Origin of the sequence: Nocardia pseudovaccinii, assembly GCF_050942345.1 — a bacterium.
GTDB lineage: Bacteria > Actinomycetota > Actinomycetes > Mycobacteriales > Mycobacteriaceae > Nocardia > Nocardia pseudovaccinii.
On the sequence record NZ_CP192074.1, the window covers coordinates 2,794,035 to 2,811,935 of the forward strand.

At 66.2% G+C, this 17,901-nt stretch carries 14 protein-coding genes; 10 read left to right on the forward strand and 4 right to left on the reverse strand.

Annotated elements, in window-relative coordinates; genetic code table 11:
* The first annotated feature begins 98 nt into the window (after positions 1 to 98).
* The 3 genes from map to ACQPZ2_RS12715 all read left to right on the forward strand — a co-directional run bounded on the left by map (position 99) and on the right by ACQPZ2_RS12715 (position 3,514).
* A complete protein-coding gene (map, locus tag ACQPZ2_RS12705; RefSeq protein WP_433525711.1) occupies positions 99 to 962 on the forward strand; it encodes a type I methionyl aminopeptidase in 864 nt (287 codons plus the stop codon).
* A 193-nt stretch (positions 963 to 1,155) separates the two neighbouring features.
* Positions 1,156 to 2,697, forward strand: a complete 1,542-nt coding sequence (locus tag ACQPZ2_RS12710) for a cobyric acid synthase (protein ID WP_433527405.1) — start codon at positions 1,156 to 1,158, stop codon at positions 2,695 to 2,697.
* Positions 2,698 to 2,950: 253 nt separating this feature from the next.
* Positions 2,951 to 3,514: an alpha/beta hydrolase gene (locus ACQPZ2_RS12715; RefSeq protein ID WP_433525712.1), complete on the forward strand. Its 564-nt coding sequence runs from the start codon at positions 2,951 to 2,953 to the stop codon at positions 3,512 to 3,514.
* A 26-nt stretch (positions 3,515 to 3,540) separates the two neighbouring features.
* Here the strand turns inward: ACQPZ2_RS12715 and ACQPZ2_RS12720 are convergent, their stop codons facing one another.
* Entirely contained in the window at positions 3,541 to 4,632 is a 1,092-nt protein-coding gene (locus ACQPZ2_RS12720; RefSeq protein ID WP_433525713.1) for an alpha/beta hydrolase, read from the reverse strand.
* Between the two features lie 281 nt (positions 4,633 to 4,913).
* On the opposite strand from ACQPZ2_RS12720, the gene mqo reads away from it, so the two are divergent.
* The 6 genes from mqo (at position 4,914) to ACQPZ2_RS12750 (ending at position 12,526) form a co-directional block, all read left to right on the forward strand.
* Positions 4,914 to 6,443 carry a malate dehydrogenase (quinone) gene (mqo, locus tag ACQPZ2_RS12725; RefSeq protein WP_433525714.1) on the forward strand — a complete coding sequence of 510 codons (1,530 nt, stop codon included), beginning with the start codon at positions 4,914 to 4,916 and terminating at the stop codon, positions 6,441 to 6,443.
* Between the two features lie 18 nt (positions 6,444 to 6,461).
* Positions 6,462 to 6,911, forward strand: coding sequence for a GNAT family N-acetyltransferase (locus ACQPZ2_RS12730; RefSeq protein ID WP_063045533.1), 450 nt, complete (start codon positions 6,462 to 6,464; stop codon positions 6,909 to 6,911).
* 264 nt (positions 6,912 to 7,175) lie between these two features.
* Entirely contained in the window at positions 7,176 to 9,314 is a 2,139-nt protein-coding gene (locus ACQPZ2_RS12735) for a VWA domain-containing protein (RefSeq protein WP_433527406.1), read from the forward strand.
* 153 nt (positions 9,315 to 9,467) lie between these two features.
* Positions 9,468 to 10,082, forward strand: a complete 615-nt coding sequence (cobO, locus tag ACQPZ2_RS12740) for a cob(I)yrinic acid a,c-diamide adenosyltransferase (RefSeq protein ID WP_433525715.1) — start codon at positions 9,468 to 9,470, stop codon at positions 10,080 to 10,082.
* A gap of 262 nt (positions 10,083 to 10,344) precedes the next feature.
* The gene (locus ACQPZ2_RS12745; protein WP_433525716.1) at positions 10,345 to 12,024 is read left to right on the forward strand and encodes a cobyrinate a,c-diamide synthase; all 1,680 of its coding nucleotides are present in this window, start codon (positions 10,345 to 10,347) and stop codon (positions 12,022 to 12,024) included.
* A 106-nt stretch (positions 12,025 to 12,130) separates the two neighbouring features.
* Entirely contained in the window at positions 12,131 to 12,526 is a 396-nt protein-coding gene (locus ACQPZ2_RS12750; RefSeq protein ID WP_433525717.1) for a cobalamin biosynthesis protein, read from the forward strand.
* Positions 12,527 to 12,532: 6 nt separating this feature from the next.
* Here the strand turns inward: ACQPZ2_RS12750 and ACQPZ2_RS12755 are convergent, their stop codons facing one another.
* The 3 genes from ACQPZ2_RS12755 to ACQPZ2_RS12765 form a co-directional block, all read right to left on the reverse strand.
* Positions 12,533 to 13,747, reverse strand: coding sequence for a cytochrome P450 family protein (locus tag ACQPZ2_RS12755; protein WP_433525718.1), 1,215 nt, complete (start codon positions 13,745 to 13,747; stop codon positions 12,533 to 12,535).
* Positions 13,748 to 14,002: 255 nt separating this feature from the next.
* The gene (locus tag ACQPZ2_RS12760) at positions 14,003 to 15,133 is read right to left on the reverse strand and encodes a hypothetical protein (protein WP_433525719.1); all 1,131 of its coding nucleotides are present in this window, start codon (positions 15,131 to 15,133) and stop codon (positions 14,003 to 14,005) included.
* 8 nt (positions 15,134 to 15,141) lie between these two features.
* Positions 15,142 to 16,272, reverse strand: coding sequence for a phosphotransferase family protein (locus tag ACQPZ2_RS12765; RefSeq protein WP_433525720.1), 1,131 nt, complete (start codon positions 16,270 to 16,272; stop codon positions 15,142 to 15,144).
* A 340-nt stretch (positions 16,273 to 16,612) separates the two neighbouring features.
* Here ACQPZ2_RS12765 and ACQPZ2_RS12770 point away from each other — a divergent pair, with 340 nt between their 5' ends.
* Complete coding sequence (locus ACQPZ2_RS12770; RefSeq protein WP_433525721.1) at positions 16,613 to 17,896, forward strand: DoxX family protein; 1,284 nt, start codon at positions 16,613 to 16,615, stop codon at positions 17,894 to 17,896.
* Positions 17,897 to 17,901: the final 5 nt, after the last annotated feature.

Genomic DNA, 17,901 nt, shown 5'->3' on the forward strand with positions numbered 1-17,901 from the left:
TAAACGGACCGTGGTCCGCAACTATTCCTTCAGTTGACCGCGCGTTCGCGGCTCGGGCAAGGACAGTGCTCGATGACCGGTGCGGATACTCTTGTTCCATGTCAGTGCGTACCCGCCAGCCGCTTGTTCCCGGCACGCTCTCGCCCACCCGTGAGGTTCCGCGCTCGATCGAGCGTCCGGAGTATGCGTGGAAGAAGACCGTGAACGAGGGCCGTGAACCCTGGGTGCAGACGGCCGAGACCATCGAGAAGATGCGGATCGCGGGCAAGATCGCGGCGCAGGCGCTCGACGAGGCGGGCAAGGCGGTCGCGCCCGGTGTCACCACCGATGAGCTGGACCGCATCGCGCACGAATACATGTGCGACCACGGCGCGTATCCATCGACCCTGGGCTACAAGGGTTTTCCGAAGTCGTGCTGCACCTCGCTGAACGAGGTGATCTGCCACGGCATTCCGGATTCGACGGTGATCGAGGACGGTGACATCGTCAATATCGACGTGACCGCCTATATCGACGGCGTGCACGGCGACACCAATAAGACCTTCCTGGCCGGTGATGTCGACGAGGAGGTGCGACTGCTGGTCGAGCGCACGCACGAGGCGACCATGCGGGCCATCAAGGCGGTTCGGCCGGGCCGGGCGCTCAATGTGATCGGACGCGTCATCGAGTCCTACGCCAACCGTTTCGGCTACGGCGTGGTGCGCGATTTCACCGGGCACGGCGTCGGCCCCACCTTCCACAGCGGCCTGGTCATCCTGCACTACGACCAGCCCGCCATCGAATCGGTCATCGAGCCGGGCATGACCTTCACCATCGAGCCGATGATCAACCTCGGCGGTATCGACTACGAGATCTGGGACGACGGCTGGACCGTGGTCACCAAGGACCGCAAGTGGACGGCGCAGTTCGAACACACGTTGGTCGTGACCGACACCGGCGCCGAAATCCTCACCGTGCCGTGACCAGTGGACCGGACAGGTCGAAGCTCGCGCTATTGGGTCGTGACCGACACCGGCGCCGAAATCCTCACCGTGCCGTGACGAGTGGACCGAGCAGGTCGAAGCTCGCGCTATTGGGTCGTGACCGACACGGGCGCCGAAATCCTCACCGTGCCGTGACCAGTGGACCGCGCAGGCTCGCGCCGTGACCAGCGTTTTGAAGGGCGCGCTGCTGATCGCCGGAACGACTTCCGACGCCGGGAAAAGCGTTGTGGTGGCGGGACTTTGCCGCTTGCTCGCCCGGCGCGGCGTTCGAGTCGCGCCGTTCAAGGCGCAGAACATGTCCAACAATTCGGTGGTCACCCTCGACGGCGGCGAGATCGGTCGCGCGCAGGCCCTGCAGGCGGCGGCGTGCGGGCTCGAGCCGAGTGTCCGGTTCAATCCGGTCCTGCTCAAACCCGGCAGCGACCGGCGCTCCCAACTCGTGGTGCGCGGCAAGGCCATCGGCACCGTCGGCGCGCGTGACTATTTCCAGCATCGCCAGGACCTACGCGAAGTCGTTGCCGCCGAACTGGATTCGCTGCGTGCCGAATTCGATGTGGTGATCTGTGAGGGCGCCGGTTCGCCCGCCGAAATCAACCTGCGCGCCACCGATCTGGCGAATATGGGGCTCGCCCAGGCGGCGCGACTGCCGGTGCTCGTGGTCGGCGATATCGACCGCGGCGGCGTGCTCGCGCACCTGTTCGGCACCGTGGCCGTCCTCGAACCCGAAGACCAGCAACTGATCTCCGGCTTCATCGTCAACAAGTTCCGCGGCGATGTCGAATTGCTGCGTCCCGGACTCGACCGGCTCACCGAGCTGACCGGACGTCGCACACTCGGTGTCATTCCCTACGCGGACGAACTGTGGATCGACGCGGAGGACTCGCTCGGCACGGTCGCCGACGCGCCGGTCGGCCGTCCCGGCCCGCCGGTCGGCGCCGAATGGCTCACGGTCGCCGCGATCCGTCTGCCGCGCATCTCCAATTCCACCGATATCGAGGCGTTGGCCTGTGAGCCAGGTGTCGCGGTGCGCTGGGTCGGCGAACCGTCCCGGCTGGCCGATGCCGATCTGGTGGTGCTGCCCGGCAGTAAGGCGACCGTCTCGGATCTGGAGTGGTTGCGGCGCACCGGAATTGCCGACGCGCTACAGGCCAGAGCCGCATCCGGGCGGCCGATCCTCGGCATCTGCGGCGGATATCAGATGCTCGGGAGTCGCATCGTCGACCGGGTCGAATCGGATGCGGGGACGGTCGCGGGTCTGGGTCTGCTCGATCTGGAGATCGAATTCGCCGACCGGAAGGTGCTGCGGCGCAGCACCGGGCGTGGTAACGGAATTCCCGTGCACGGCTACGAGATTCACCACGGTCGCGTCGAGCGCAGCGGTGATCCGGCCTGGCTGGAGCTGGACGGCTCCCCGACCGCGGAGGGCACTGCGCGCGACGCGATCTGGGGCACACACCTGCACGGCCTGCTGGAATCGGATGAGTTCCGCCGCTCCTGGCTCCGCGAGGTCGCCGTCCACGCCGGACGGCACGGTTTCGTCGTCGCCGGAAATACTTCGGTAGCCGCGATCCGCTCGTCCCAACTCGACCTGCTCGCCGACCTGATCGAACAGCACCTCGACATCGCCCATATCGAACGCCTGCTCACCGACGGTGCACCCACCGATCTGCCGACCATCATCTCGGGCCTGGGAGTCGGCAGCGCACCCTGTTGATCAGCCCGCACAATCGCCGAAACGGGCATGTGCCGAAGCCGAAACCGGCCGAACCAAGCCCCTTTCCGCGCACGCCATGCGGCTTCGCTGAAAGGCTGATGTGAACGCAGCCCGCAACATCGCCGCACGCGGTGTGGCGGGCTGGGCAGTGAGTCACGGCGCCGACGACGCGGCCAACGCGACGCCGGTCAGAGGTGCAAGCTCGCGCCCCTACGGACCGAGAAGTTGACTTCGGGCGTGTACCGTATTTCGGGTGAAATCTCGGCGGATCACGGTCGGTGACCGGGCATGGACCGTACGGGTCGACGGCCCGGAGTCTCGGCACAGCGTGCTGCTGTTGCCCGATGCCGGTGATCCGGTCGACGTCTACAACCAGGTGTGTGCGCGGCTGCACACCTCGGACCTGCGCACCATCGCGGTGGAATCGATAGCGGACCTGGATCCGGCGGGCGTGCACGCCATCCTCGACGAACTCGGCATCCCCTGGGTGAATGTCGCCGGACGCGGCGCGGGCGCGCAACTGGGCTGGCAGGTCTGCGCGGGCGGTTTCGGCCGGTTCATCAGCCTTGTCGTCGCCGATCGCGGCCATCCCGCGATTCCGGCCGCCGACGGCACCGTCGCGGACCCCACGTGTCGGCCGGTGGAGGTCGCCGCCACCGTGCTGGTCACCAAGAATCTGCCGCGTTCGGTCGCGGATGCCTCCGGTCGCTACGTCTACGGCGAATTCCGGGTCGTGGAGATCGATGTCGACAATGTGGCGACCGAGGCCGACCACGAATTGGCCACCGAGATCGTGCTACGCACCAGCCTCTGGTGATCCGGCGGTCTTCCGATGGAAGGCCGCTAGCGACTGCTTGCAGGTCGCTCGAAATGGTCAGCCAGCCAGTCCAGCCAGCTGTCGAGTTCGGCGAAGGCCTTGGCCAGCGGTTCGGCCGAGGACAGGAAGACATCGTGGCGGGCGCCGTCGATCGGGACGATATTGGTCCGATCACCGAGGCAGCCCGACCAGCGCTGGATCTGGCGCACATCGAGCACCGCATCCGCCACATCGACGGCCGGACCGTACTTGCGCGCGAATTTCGTGATGCGCGAACGCAGAATCAACGCGGGCACGCCGACCGAGAGCCCCGCCTGCAGCTGGGCGTGCCCGTTGCGGATCGCGCGCAGCCAGCCGAGCCGGACCGGGAAGCCCGCCAGCGGCTTCCAATCCAGGTTGTAATCCCACTCGCCCGCGACGCTGTGGTGCAGGCTGTCACCGTAGGAGCTGATCTTGTTCCCGGGTAGCTCGACCATCGACCGGATCCGGCCGAGCATCTTGATCACCGGGGTCCCGATGGTCCGGTAGTACGACGGGCCCTGCAGATCGAACCAGGGGCTGTTCAGCACCAGGCCGACAATGCCCGACTCGGCCGTGCCCTTCGCCTTGTTGAGCCGGTTCAACCAGAGCGACACGATGAGTCCGCCGGTCGAATGCGCGACCAGCAACACGTTGTCGCCCGCCTCTTCCTGGACGACGCGCAGTGACTCGTTCAGCTCGGCGTCGTACAGGGCCAGATCGGTGACGTAGTGCGGTGTCTGGCCGTCGCGCAGCGAGCGACCGCACTTGCGCAGATCCAGCGCGTAGAAGCGATGTCCGCGCCCGGCGAAGTGCTCGGCCAGATGCTGCTGGAAGAAGTAGTCGGTGAAACCGTGGACGTAGAGCACCGCGGGTTCAGTGGCTGTGTTGTTTCGAGCGACCCGCAAGCGATCGCTAGCGGCGGCACCGGTGTCGGGGGTGTAGCGAACGAGGGTCGCGACGGCCTCGCCCTCACCATCGGGGTCCGGACCGAGCGACAGAGTGCGCTGCTCATAGCCCGCACCGAGGACATCGGGCTGCCATCGCTCGGTTCCCGGGGCGGTGATATCGGACACGCTGAGCGAGGCTTCATTCGTCACAAGGATCAATCTAACCGTAGTGACTGCTTGCAGGTCACTCGAAAGGGTCAGCGACGTCAACGCCGTTTCGAAGGTCGAACCCAGGAAGGAATCTATGTCACATTCAGTAGGTTCGTTGCCGGACTTCGAACAGGTGAGGTGCACAATTGGGCTAGGTGAACGGCGGGTAACCTACACCTCGCCGAGTCACGCAGGACTCGCAACAACCACATAGCGCCCGTGCCCAGCAGGCCCACCGTGGGGGTGGGCGTGCGCAGAAGGACAAGGAAGTCGATCTACCCGTGCCGAACGCTGCCATCACTGAAAAGACCGATGTAGTACTCATCGGTGCCGGCATCATGAGTGCCACTCTCGGCGCACTGCTTCGGCAGTTGCAGCCGGAATGGTCGATCTCCCTATTCGAGCGGCTGGACGCGGCCGCCGCCGAGAGCAGCGATCCGTGGAACAACGCGGGCACCGGACACTCCGCACTGTGCGAACTGAACTACAGCCCGCAGAATCCGGACGGCTCGGTCGATATCAGCAAGGCCATCGACATCAACGAGCGCTTCCAGGTCTCGCGCCAGTTCTGGTCCTACGGCGTGGAGAACGGCATCCTCGGCGATCCCTCCGCCTTCATCAACCCCATCCCGCACGTCAGCTTCGTGCACGGCGCGGACAACGTGGACTACCTACGCAAGCGGTACGAGGCGCTGTCGCGGCATCCGCTGTTCTCGACGATGGAATACGTCGACAGCCCCGACGAATTCGCCAAGCGGCTGCCGCTGATGGCCAGGGGCCGCGACTTCTCCGATCCGATCGCGCTCAACTGGACCGATGAGGGCACCGATATCGACTTCGGTTCGCTCACCAGCGAACTGCTGGCCTACCTCGGCCGCTCCGGCGTCGATCTGGCCTTCGGTCACGAGGTACGCGACCTCACCAGGCAGTCCGACGGCTCCTGGCTGGTCAAGGTGCGCAACCTGCGTACTCGCCGAACCCGGACGCTCATCAGCAAATTCGTCTTCGTCGGCGCCGGTGGCGGTGCGCTGCCGCTGCTGCAGAAGTCGGGCATCAAGGAGGCCAAGGGGTTCGGCGGCTTCCCGATCAGCGGTCAGTTCATCCGCTGCACCAACCCGGATCTGATCTACAAGCACGAGGCCAAGGTCTACGGCAAGGCCGCCGTCGGCGCACCGCCGATGTCGGTGCCGCACTTGGACACTCGCATTATCAAGGGCCGTCCCGGCCTGCTGTTCGGCCCGTACGCCGGGTGGACGCCGAAGTTCCTCAAGGACGGTAAGAACACCGATCTGTTCAAGTCGGTCAAGCCGAACAACATCTTCTCGCTGCTCGGCGTCGGCGTCACCGAACTCGGCCTGACCAAGTACCTGGTCAGCGAGCTGCTCAAGTCCGAGGCGGGCAAGGTGGCCACGCTGGAGGAGTTCATTCCGCGCGCGGACGGCCACGATTGGGAGCTGATCACCGCGGGGCAGCGCGTGCAGGTCATCCGGCGCAAGGGCGCGGGCGGTGTGCTCGAGTTCGGTACGGCGGTCATCGCCGCCGAAGACGGCACCATTGCGGGTCTGCTCGGCGCGTCACCCGGCGCGTCGACCTGTGTGAGCGCCATGATCGACGTGCTGCAGCGGTGCTTCCCGCGCGAATACGACGACTGGTCGCCCAAGCTGAAGGAAATGGTGCCCTCGCTGGGCGTGAAGCTCTCGGAGAACCAGGCGCTGTTCCAGGAAGTCTGGGATTGGTCGACCAAAACCCTGAACCTGAACGGTGTGTCGGACAACACGCCGAAGCACGCAGGGGTCGCGCCGATCGCGTAGTTGTGATAGCAAGACGCGATGATGTCAACGGTTGCACTCAAACGGTCCTGGGCGCTCGATCTCGACACTGCCACCCTGTACCAGCTGTTGAAGCTTCGCGTCGAAGTATTTGTCGTCGAGCAGAAATGCGCGTACCCGGAGCTGGACGGCTTCGACCTGCTGCCGGAGACACGGCATTTCTGGCTCGATGACGAGGGCGAGATCATCTCGACGCTGCGGTTGACCGAGGAGCACGAGAACGGCGTGAAATCGTTCCGCATCGGCCGGGTGTGCACGTCGGTTCCGGCGCGCGGGCACGGGTACACCACCCGGCTGGTGCAGGCCGCGCTCGCCGAGGCGGGTTCGGCGACCGTGCGCCTGAGTGCCCAGACCTATCTGGTCGACTTGTACGCCAAGTTCGGGTTCAAACCCGACGGCGACGAGTTCGAAGAAGACGGCATCATGCATCTGCCCATGCGCAAGGGCTGAGCTCTGTTGTTGGCCGCGCGGGCGCGGCGTGTTCGCGGCCCCTTGTGTCTCGCGTCCGAGCCGCCGAGACTCGCGACTACGTCGCATGCGCTTCGGCCACTCGGCCGCGAGACGGCCGCGAACGGTCGCTCGTAAGACTCGCTCCGTGGTGGTAATTGACTGGAAGGCCCCGCTCTTTCCTTCAACGCGGCCCTGGAGGATGTCTCGCAGTGGAGGGTGCTGGGAGGTGGGTGTGGTGGCGCTAATAGAGTCGGGGGCGTGTCAATGTCCCGTACCGAAACCGCGCCGCATGCCTCTTCGCTGACCGGGGCTCGTTCCGGTGCCGATGGTGATGCGGGCTTTCCGTTCTCGGCGGTGGTGGGGCAGGAGCGGTTGCAGCTGGCGTTGATCCTGTGTGCGGTGCATCCCGGGATCGGCGGCGTCTTGGTGCGCGGGGAGAAGGGAACCGCGAAATCGACTGTGGTGCGGGCGCTTGCGCAATTGCTGCCGCCCATTGTCGATGAGACGGGTGCGCGGCCTGCTCGGCTGGTCGAGTTGCCGGTGGGGGCCACAGAAGATCGAGTGGTCGGTTCTTTGGATCTGGAGCGGGTGCTGCGCGACGGCGAGCAGGCGTTCCGGCCCGGACTGTTGGCGGCCGCACATCACGGCGTGCTCTACGTCGACGAGGTGAATCTGCTGCACGACCACCTGGTGGACGTGCTGCTCGATGCTGCCGCGATGGGGCGGGTGCATATCGAGCGCGATGGCGTCTCGCATTCGCATCCGGCACGATTCGTGCTGGTCGGCACCATGAATCCGGAGGAAGGTGAGCTGCGGCCGCAGCTACTGGACCGGTTCGGGCTCACCGTCGATGTCGCGGCCTCGCGGAATGTGGACATGCGGATGTCGGTGGTGCGGCGTCGGCTGGACTACGAGGCGGATCCGGCCGGATTCGCCGCACGCTATGCCGCGGCCGATCGGGAGGTGGCCGAGCGGATTCTCACCGCCCGCGAGCGGGTCGCTTCCGTCGCGCTCGATGATGTGGAGTTGCGGCGGATCGCCGCGCTGTGTGCGTCATTCGATGTGGATGGGATGCGGGCGGACCTTGTGGTTGCCAGGACCGCTACCGCGCATGCGGCCTGGCGTGGGGCGGACGCGGTGGCCGAGGCGGATGTGCGGGTTGCGGCCGAGCTGGCATTGCCGCATCGGCGGCGGCGAGATCCGTTCGATGAGCCCGGGATCAGCGAAGAGCAGCTGGACGAGGCGATGCGCGCCGCGGGGGAAGAGGCGGAAAAGTCCAGCGAGCGTGCGGAATTGGAGCATGGGGCGGAGGATCTCGCAGGGGATGATCTCGACGACGGCCGGTCGGACGATGGTGGTCCGGACGGCCGCTCCAGCGATGTCGACAGTGCGTTGAGCAATGCGAATGATCGGGATGGCGGTTCCGGTAACGGTGGACCGGATGATCGAGGCCCGGACGACGATCCGGATGGCGGTCCAGGCCCTGGAGGTCCGGGTGCACCGGCCCCCGACGGCGATGGACCGGATTCGCCGGGCGGCGGGCAGTCACCGTCCGCGCGCGAGGGGCGTATCGGCGCGCCCGCGACATCCGTTGTGACACCGCCGCGTTGGGAGGTGCCCGGTGTCGGCGAGGGGGCGGCAGGCCGCCGTTCGCGCGCACAGACCAGGCAGGGACGCACGGTGCGGTCCAGTACCGATACCTCCGGCGGCCTGCACCTGCTCGGCACCGTATTCGCCGCCGCACCGCACCAGCACTCCCGCGGCCGAACCGACGGCCCGTTGAAACTGGCCGCCGAGGATCTGCGCGGCGCGTATCGCGAAGGGCGCGAGGGCAATCTGGTGGTATTCGTGGTCGATGCCTCCGGATCCATGGCGGCGCGCGACCGTCTATCGGCGGTTACCGGCGCGGTCGTCGCTTTGCTGCGCGACGCCTACCAGCGGCGGGACAAGGTCGCCGTGATCACCGTGCGTGGCGTAGAAGCCGAGCTCGTCCTACCGCCGACCTCCTCGGTGGATATCGCGGTGCGACGCCTGTCCGGTATTCGCACCGGCGGTAAAACCCCACTCGCCGCAGGGCTTTTGAAGGCCCGCGAGGTCGTGCATCGCGAACGCGTCCGAGATCCGCGCCGCCGCCCGATGCTCGTCCTGCTCACCGACGGGCGCGCCACCGGCGGCGTCGATCCGGTGCCCCGCGCCCGCGCCGCCGCGAATCTGGTTGCCGCCGAGGCGATCACCTCGATCGTCGTGGACTGCGAACGCGGTATGGTCCGCCTGGGGCTCGCCGTCGACCTGGCCCGCACCCTCCGCGCAGGTTATCTCCAACTCGCCGAACTGACCGGCGACTCGGTCGCCGATGTCGTCCGCGCGGGGTCCGGTCGCCCCGGCGTGACACGAGCCGCCTGATCGTGGCGGATCTACCTACCGAACCCGTAGCCGAACAGCGGTATTCGGCCTCTCAGCACCTGGTGGATGTGCAGTCGGGCAGCTTCGATCTCGTAGCACGTGGCGGTTCGGCGGGTGTGGACGTTCTGATCAATGGGCTATCAAGGAGTTTCGATGCCTAAGGGTGTGCCGGAGACGGTTCCGGATGATGGGCTGACGACGCGGCAGCGGCGGAATTTGCCGGTGCTCGCGGTGCATACGGGGCCGGGGAAGGGTAAGTCGACGGCCGCGTTCGGGATGGCGCTGCGGGCGTGGAATCAGGGGTTCGATATCGCGGTATTCCAGTTCGTCAAGAGTGCCAAGTGGAAGGTGGGGGAGGAGGCGGCATTTCGCACCCTCGGCAGCCTGCACGAGGAGACGGGTGTCGGTGGGCCGGTCGAATGGCACAAGATGGGTGAGGGGTGGTCGTGGACCCGCAAGCAGGGCACCGATGAGGACCATGCGGCCGCCGCGCTGGCCGGGTGGCGCGAGATCGCGCGCAGGCTGCAGGCTGAGCAGCACCGCTTCTACGTCCTCGACGAATTCACCTACCCCCTCAAATGGGGCTGGGTCGATGTCGACGAGGTAGTCGAAACTCTGCGCAACCGCCCGGGTAACCAGCATGTGGTCGTCACCGGCCGCGATGCCCCCGCGCCACTATTGGACGCCGCCGACCTAGTCACCGAAATGACCAAGGTCAAACACCCCATGGAAGCGGGCCGCAAGGGCCAACGGGGCATCGAATGGTGACCTCACCCACCGCGGAGCCGCTCGAGAATGTACTGGTGCAGGCTGGTACTCGGGGTGTGCCTGCACCAGCGCATGGTGATCACCCGACCTACCGAAAGCTGGCGCGGGTCGGTACTCCGCGTTCGTGTGCCCGTGTGCATCGTGATCGCTCGACTTCTTGGAGTGCGGTCTGGCGCCGGGGATCGGACAATTGGCACCCCGTGTCGGGCTCCGTGCCCGGTGTGGGCGCACACAAGGGGGTCCGAGAAAGTGTGCGGCGGTCGTGAGCGCGGGGCAGGTTCCGGCGGTGGTGATCGCCGCGCCCGCTTCGGGTAGCGGGAAGACGACGTTGGCGACCGGTTTGATCGGCGCACTGCGGCGGGCCGGGCATCGGGTGGCACCGTTCAAGGTGGGGCCGGACTACATCGATCCGGGGTATCACGGCTTGGCGGCCGGGCGGCCCGGTCGCAATCTCGATCCGGTGCTGGTCGGCGCGGAACGTGTGGTTCCGCTGTATCGCCACGGTGCCCAGGGGTGTGATCTGGCGGTGGTCGAGGGCGTCATGGGTCTGTTCGACGGCCGAATCGACGAGAACAACGCCGCACCGATCGCCGAGGGATCGACCGCGCAGGTCGCCGGATTGCTCGGCGCCCCAGTGATTTTGGTCGTCGACGCCCGCGGGCACAGTCAGAGCCTCGCCGCACTCCTGCACGGCTTCGCCACCTTCGATACCGCGATCCATTTGGGCGGCGTCATCCTGAATCGCGTCGGCAGCGAGCGTCACGACCAGGTACTGCGCGCCGCCTGCGACCGAGTCGGACTTCCGGTCCTCGGATCACTACCGCGCATGGCCGAACTCGAAGTCCCCTCCCGCCACCTCGGCCTCATCCCCGCGGTCGAACACGGCCACGCCGCCACCGCCGCCGTCGAAGCAATGACCGACCTTGTGGCCGCCCACGTCGACCTCCCAACCATCGCCCGCCTCGCCCGCTCGACTATCACGACTCCAGCTTGGGATCCCGCAACCGCGATCAGCGAAACCGAGGATTCGGTGTCCGCGAGCAATGCGGCAGCGAGTGTGGACGAAGCGGTGTCCGCCGTCGTGACCAGCACGTCTGCGGGGGGCGCGAGTGGTTCGAATGCCCCCGGTCCCGCAGGTGCCAGTCGCACGGCCGCATCCGCTGGGAACATCGCCGAGCTCGGGGAGGTCGGTTCGAGTCGCGCGACTGGTGCTGCTGCAGGCGTCGGCAACGGAGCGTGTTCAGCCGATGCAGTCGCAGCGGGTCGTGCGACGCCGACGGCCACACGTGTCCGGGGTGCGGCCACGCGGTCCGGGCTCGATCCTGTGATTGCGATGGCTGGCGGACCGGCATTCACGTTCGGGTATGCGGAGCACCGGGAGTTGTTGGAGGCCGCAGGAGCGCGGGTTGTGGTCTTCGATCCGATGCGGGACGAACTTCCCACGGGGACAGCCGGTTTGGTATTGCCCGGCGGGTTTCCGGAGGAGCATGCGGCGGCATTGGCGGCCAATGATCGGCTGTTGGCGCAGGTGGCCGAGCAAGCCGGGGCGGGCCTTCCGGTGCATGCCGAATGTGCCGGATTGCTTTACCTCAGCCGCTCACTGGATGGCCATCCGATGGCGGGTGTGGTCGATGCGACAGCCGAATTCGGCCCCCGCCTGACCCTCGGCTATCGGGATGCCGTGGCGCTGGCCGATTCCGCCCTATGGCGCGTGGGCGAACGGGTGCGCGGCCACGAATTCCACCGCACCCGCCTGGTCACCACCGGCACCGATACTCCCGCCTGGGGTTGGCACACCGCAGGCGATCGCATCCGCGAGGGCGCTCTCATCCATCGTGTCCACGCCTCGTACCTGCACACCCATCCCGCCGGAAACCCCAGAGCCACAAGCCGTTTCGTCGCGGCAGCCGCCGACTACGCCCGCACCCGTGCAACCGTCTGACCCGCCCGAGTTTCGCACCGCCGCACCGGTGATTCGGCCTGACTCGTTTGCGGCACAGCTCGATCCGGCAGTAGATCCACACGATCCCGTGGCAGCGCTGTGCGATATGACGGCAGCGCCAGCAGGATATCCGCGAGCGCCTGAACTGGCTGTTGGTCTCGGGTTCCGGTCGGGCACATCGACCGGACGGATTCTGAATGCGCTGCGAGAAGTGCTGGGCGACAAGCTTATTACCTGTCTCGCGAGCATCGATCGACGCGCCGAGGAACTACGTGCTGCCGCCGACTGCTTGGGCGTCTCGGTCCGCACATTCACGGCGGCCGAGCTCGCCCAGGTCGACGTCCCGAATCCCTCGGCACGCACCGATGACGCACTCGGCACCGCCAGCGTCGCCGAGGCGGCCGCGCTACTGGCCGCCGACGGTCCGCTCGTTATTCCCAAGCGGACCGTCGACGGAATAGTGATCGCGGCCGCGCTCACCCCGAAATCGCCACTGACATAACGAGAGTCAGGACACCTTTCCCAATTCGATCGGCAGGGACAACGGGCCGATGGTGAAGAACGACGGCGAGTAGGGAATGTCGTCCGGATCGATGGTGAGCCGCAGGTCGGGCAGCCGCTGGTAGAGCGAGGCGAGGGCGAGTCGGCTCTCCAATCGGGCGAGCGGTGCGCCGATGCAGTAGCGCGCTCCGTGTCCGAAGCCGAGATGGCCGGTCTGTTCGCGGGTGAGATCGAACTGGTTCGCGGTCGCGCCGTACTTCTCCGGATCGACGCCGGTCGCCTGATAGACCACACCGACCGCATTCCCCTTGGGAATGGCTACCCCGGCGATCGTCACATCGGTCAGCGTGAACCGGTAGCTGGTCATCATCACCGAATGGCGGTATCGCAGCGTTTCCTCGACCACATCGGCCCAACGGTCTTCGGCCTTGGCCACCGCCAGCTGATCGGGGTTCCGATGCAGTGCGACGACGGCGTGACCGAGCAGATGCACCGTGGTCTCGTGACCGGCGATCAGCATCAGCCAGAGCACGCCGACCAATTCGTCGGTGGTGAGCCGATCGTCCGCATCGCGGGCCTGCACCAGATCCGAGGTCAGGTCGTCGCCGGGTTCCTGTTGCTTGCGCTGCACCAATTCGTGCAGGAAAGCCCCGAGTTCGTTCTGGGTCGCGAACGCCACCTCCGGCGGGGTGGTATGCGCCAGCAGAGTGGAGGTCCATTTCCGCAGCCGTGGCCGGTCTGCTTCGGGCACACCGAACAATTCGGCGATGACCGCCATCGGCAGTGCGTCGGTGAAGGTCGGTACCAGATCCACTCCGTCACCTGTGGCGATCACCTCGTCCAACAGACTGTCGATGAGCTCTTGGATGCGCGGTTCCATCGCCTGCACCCGTCGAGGTGTGAATCCCTTCCCGACCAGACCACGCAGCCGACGGTGATCCTCGCCATCCTTCGTCGACAGGTGGTCGCCTTGGACGATGGCCCGTAGCGGCCAGTCCTCCGGTATCGATCCGTCGTATAGCGCGGGCCAATGCTTCGGGTCCCTGGCGAAGGTCTTGTTGTCGCCGGCGAGGACTTCCGCAACGGCGTTGTGCGTCAACGCCAAATAGGCAGGCACGCCGCCCGGGAATTCCACTTCGACCACGGGCGCGGTCCGCTGTAGCCGGATGCAGGTGTCGAGCGGGCTTTCGTCGGCGGCGGGGAATGCGGGAAGACTTGTCATGATGACCCCTCGGGCGGTGCCGACCCGTTGGCACGGGTATGGACGATCGGTCGCTTGCGCAACCAGACAAAGCTTCCGCCGAATCACCTTGTTCAGCAAGATGTTTCGTCGGTGGAGCGGCATGGTGCCAGGGATCGGGCGCACCCGCCAGCAGGACAGTTCTCAGTCGCGGGAAGCCCATCGAACGTCCCGAGTCGGCACGGTCGACGAGCTGAATCCGGTGGGCACGCGCGAGCACATGCCCACCGAAAACCTCTACGGCGCGACCGAACCCCAGTCGGCGAACCCGGTCGGATCGTGCCGCCCGAGACTTCCGTGTTCGAACAGGCCCCACCCCTCGGCATCCCCGCAGCGCGCGTGCGCGACATGATCGATGACCCCGAACGGGATGCGCCCCGCGATGGCCGGATCGGTGAGGTCGTAGCTGCTGCTGGAGGACCAGTCGCGACCCATCCATCGACCGTGCAACCAGTCCGGATCCCCGCCGTATCCGCAGCCGACGTGCAGGGGGATATTGGTGACGGTCCGGACCTCGACCTCGAGCGGCTTACCGTCCCGGGTGGTCAGCTCCAGCCGCGCGCCGATGGGATGCCTTGTGCCGGAGCGGTATTCGATGTGGTAGTGCGGCCACCCCAGCTGTTCGGTGCGACCGTCCGGGAAGATGCGGACGGCGTCGTTGAGGGTGCGCTTGCCGTCCGGTTCCTCCTGCAGGATCAGCACGATGGCGAAATCGTCGAAGCGCAGCGGCACGTACATCCACCAGAATCCGCCGGACGGTTCGGCGGCGGCCCGGCCCGGCGGCTCGGGTTCGCCGACCGGGCGGATGCCCCAGGAGCGGTCCCGGGTGCCCATCCAGACGGCCGGGTCGACGGTGAGATCCGTGCCGTCGACGTGCAGCGTTCCCTCCCACGAGCCGACCTGTGCGAACCGGGTGGCCTGGATGATCGGGCGGTTGCCGTTGAGGATCAGATGCGGTTGTTCCTGGACGGTGGGGAAGGATCCGTGCCAGGTGAGGTCGAAGCCGAGGTCATCGTGCTCGCAGATCACCCGGATCCGCTGCAGCGGTTCCTGCACCTCGATGCGGTAGCCGCCGACGCGCAGCTCGACGCCGCGATCGCCGAGCGCGTCGGAGAAGCGGACCGTGCGCTGGGTGTCGCCACGCCGGACGCAGGCGTACGCGTCGATCACCCCGAGGTTCGGATACACCCCGCCGCCGGTGACGAAGAAGGTGCCGCCGTCGCGGTCGTGACCGTTGAAATAGCTTCTGTCGTAGAAGTTCCGGTCGCTGCTGGCGACTCGGGACATGGACAGGTGGGTCTGGTGGATGGGGTATTCGTCGAGGGGCGAGGGAGCGGAGCCTGCGGAGCGACCATCAGATGCAGCCATGATTTCCTCTAATCCCATTCGTAGGTTCCGTCGAGCAGCGCCTCCAGGCTTGCACGGTGCATCACGTAGTCGTCGCGATCGGGGGTGTCGGTGTCCTCGCCGAAGTGGATCATCCGGCGCTTGACCCTGGCCATCACGATCGCGTGCCGCAGCGCGGCGTACACGATGTAGAAGTCGAGATCCCGAACCGTATATCCGGTGGTCTCCTCGTATTTCGCGACGACATCCGCGCGCCGCAGGAAGTCCGGCAGCCCTGGCTGATCGAAGCGGGTGGCAAGGTCCTGGAAGAAGCGGTGAATGAAGATGACCCAGGCGATATCCAGTTCGCGCGGGCCGAGTCCGGCCATCTCCCAATCGAGTACCCCGACCGGGGTGAAGCCGTCGTACAGAATGTTGCCCGGTCGCGAATCGCCCCAGCTCAGTACGTCCGGACCGGGATCGGCGGGCCAGTGCGCGTCGAGCCAGTCGAAGGTCCGCTCGATCAGGGGAATCGGGTAGCCGTCATCGGCCAATGCCCAGCGGTACCAGTTGCGGTGCCATTCGACATGTCGGCGCAGCGCCTGACCAGGGCCGTCCAGCATCGGGAATCGCGTTGCCGGATCGGGGATTTCGTGCACCTTCGCAATGATCTCGACGGTCTTGGCGGTCAATTCCGCCCGCTCCTCGGGACTGGCGTCGAAGAGCCAGCCGATGAACACATACGGCGGATTGTCCGACGGCACCCGCCCATCGACGCGCCGCATTACGAAAAACTTTGTGCCGAGCGGCTTCTCGTCGGTCTCCAGCCAGCACAGCTCGGGGACCGGCACCGCCGAGGCGGCCGTGACCCCGGCCATGATCTGGTATTGCAGCTCCAGGTCGTAGTTCTCGAAGACCGGGAACGAGTCGGCCTCCGGTGTCATCCTGGCCACGAACGAACCACCGTCCGCGCGCCCGTCCACACTCCATTCGGCATCGAAGAGCACCGTCGGACTCGACATCCCCGCACCCTGCGGCCGCGACAGCGCCGAAATCTTGGGCGGGTGATCCGCGTGGACCTTGCCGTCCAGCCACCGGGACAGGTCCTCGGCGAGGGTGTCGAGGTCCCGCGCGCTGACGGTCAACTGCCGTCGCGCGGTGGGATCGGGATCGTCGGCCATTCTTTGTCCTCCTGACGCATGTGCCTGCGGAAACTGTAACGCGTTCTAGTCGGTGCTTACCGCAGAAATTCGAAGAAATCGAGCGACCCTCACTGGGTGATATTCGGTATTGACAATCCACCGCACCAGGTGGGGGTCATACTTCCGGCGGAGTCGCGTACACCGATGGATGGGGGTGCGAATCGGGGTTTTCCTGGAAGCGGTCGGGCCTTCGTCGCCGATACCGTCGGCTGACGTGGAGTCGTGAGAGGGAGGGATCGGTGTGAGTGCGGTCGGTGCAGAGGTTCTCGATCGGGAAGATAGCCTTACATCACCCGAGCGGCCCGTGCGGTGGAATCCGTTGACCAGGATCGCTTTCCGGTTCTCCTTCGGCTATTTCGGACTGTTCTGCCTGCTGTTCACCCAGATTCCGTTCGCCTTCGCCGGGCTGCTCGCCGGTTCGCTGTCGGAGAGCGCGGTGCTCTGGGAATTTCGCGCTTTGCGCCCGATCATCGAGCCGGCCGGACGGCTGTTCTTCGATACCGATGTCGTGCTGCGCGAGGATTCGGGCAGCGGCGACCAATACTTCATCTGGACATTCGTCTTCTGTGTGCTGATCGCCGCCGCCGTAGCGACCCTCGTCTGGACCGCGCTGGACCGGCGCAGGCCGAACTATCGGCAGCTACAGGCCTGGTTCCTGCTCTTCATCCGTATGTGCCTGGGCGGTCAGATGCTGCTCTACGGGTTCGCCAAGGCGATTCCGACGCAGATGCCGGAGCCGACGCTGGCGAAACTGCTGCAGCCCTACGGTGAGTTCAGCCCCGCCTCGGTGTTGTGGAACCAGGTCGGGAGTTCACCCACCTACGAGATCCTGCTCGGCTGTGCCGAAGTGCTGGGCGGACTGCTGCTGTTCCTGCCGAGGACCGCGACGCTCGGCGCAATGCTGAGCCTGGTCAGCTTGGCGCAGGTGTTCGTGCTCAATATGACCTTCGACGTCCCGGTCAAGATCCTGGCCTTCCACCTCATGCTGCTGAGCATGGTGCTGCTCGCGCCGCAGGCGCGGCGGTTGGCGAATATGCTGGTGCTGAATCGGCCGTCCGAACCAGCCACGCAACCGGATCCGTTCCGCGGCAACCGAACCCGCCGGATTGCGATGGCGCTGCAAGTCGCTCTTGGTCTGTGGATGGCAGCGGGCTTCGTGCACACCGGCCTGAAATACTGGAACGAAGGTGGCGGTGGCAGCCCGAAGCCGCCGCTGTACGGGATCTGGGCGGTATCGGAATTCACCCAGGACGGTGTGCCGGTACCGCCGCTGACCACCGACGAAAAGCGTTGGCAGCGAGTCGTTTTCGATGTAGCCGGGATGACCTACCAGAAGATGGACGGCAGCCTGGTGCCCGCCGTCCCCTCCGTCGATGCCGCCGCCCATAAGATCTCGGTGTCCACGCCGCCGGAGCGGCCAGACGCGCAACCCGCCCAGATCGCCGACTTCACCTTCGAACAGCCCGCGCCCGACCGTCTGACGCTGAACGGGCAGCTGAACGGTCGGCCGGTGACCATCACCTTGCAACAGGTCGATCTGAACGGCTTCCCGCTGCGCGGCCGTGGATTCAGCTGGGTGCAGGACTATCCGTACTTCCGCTGAAACCG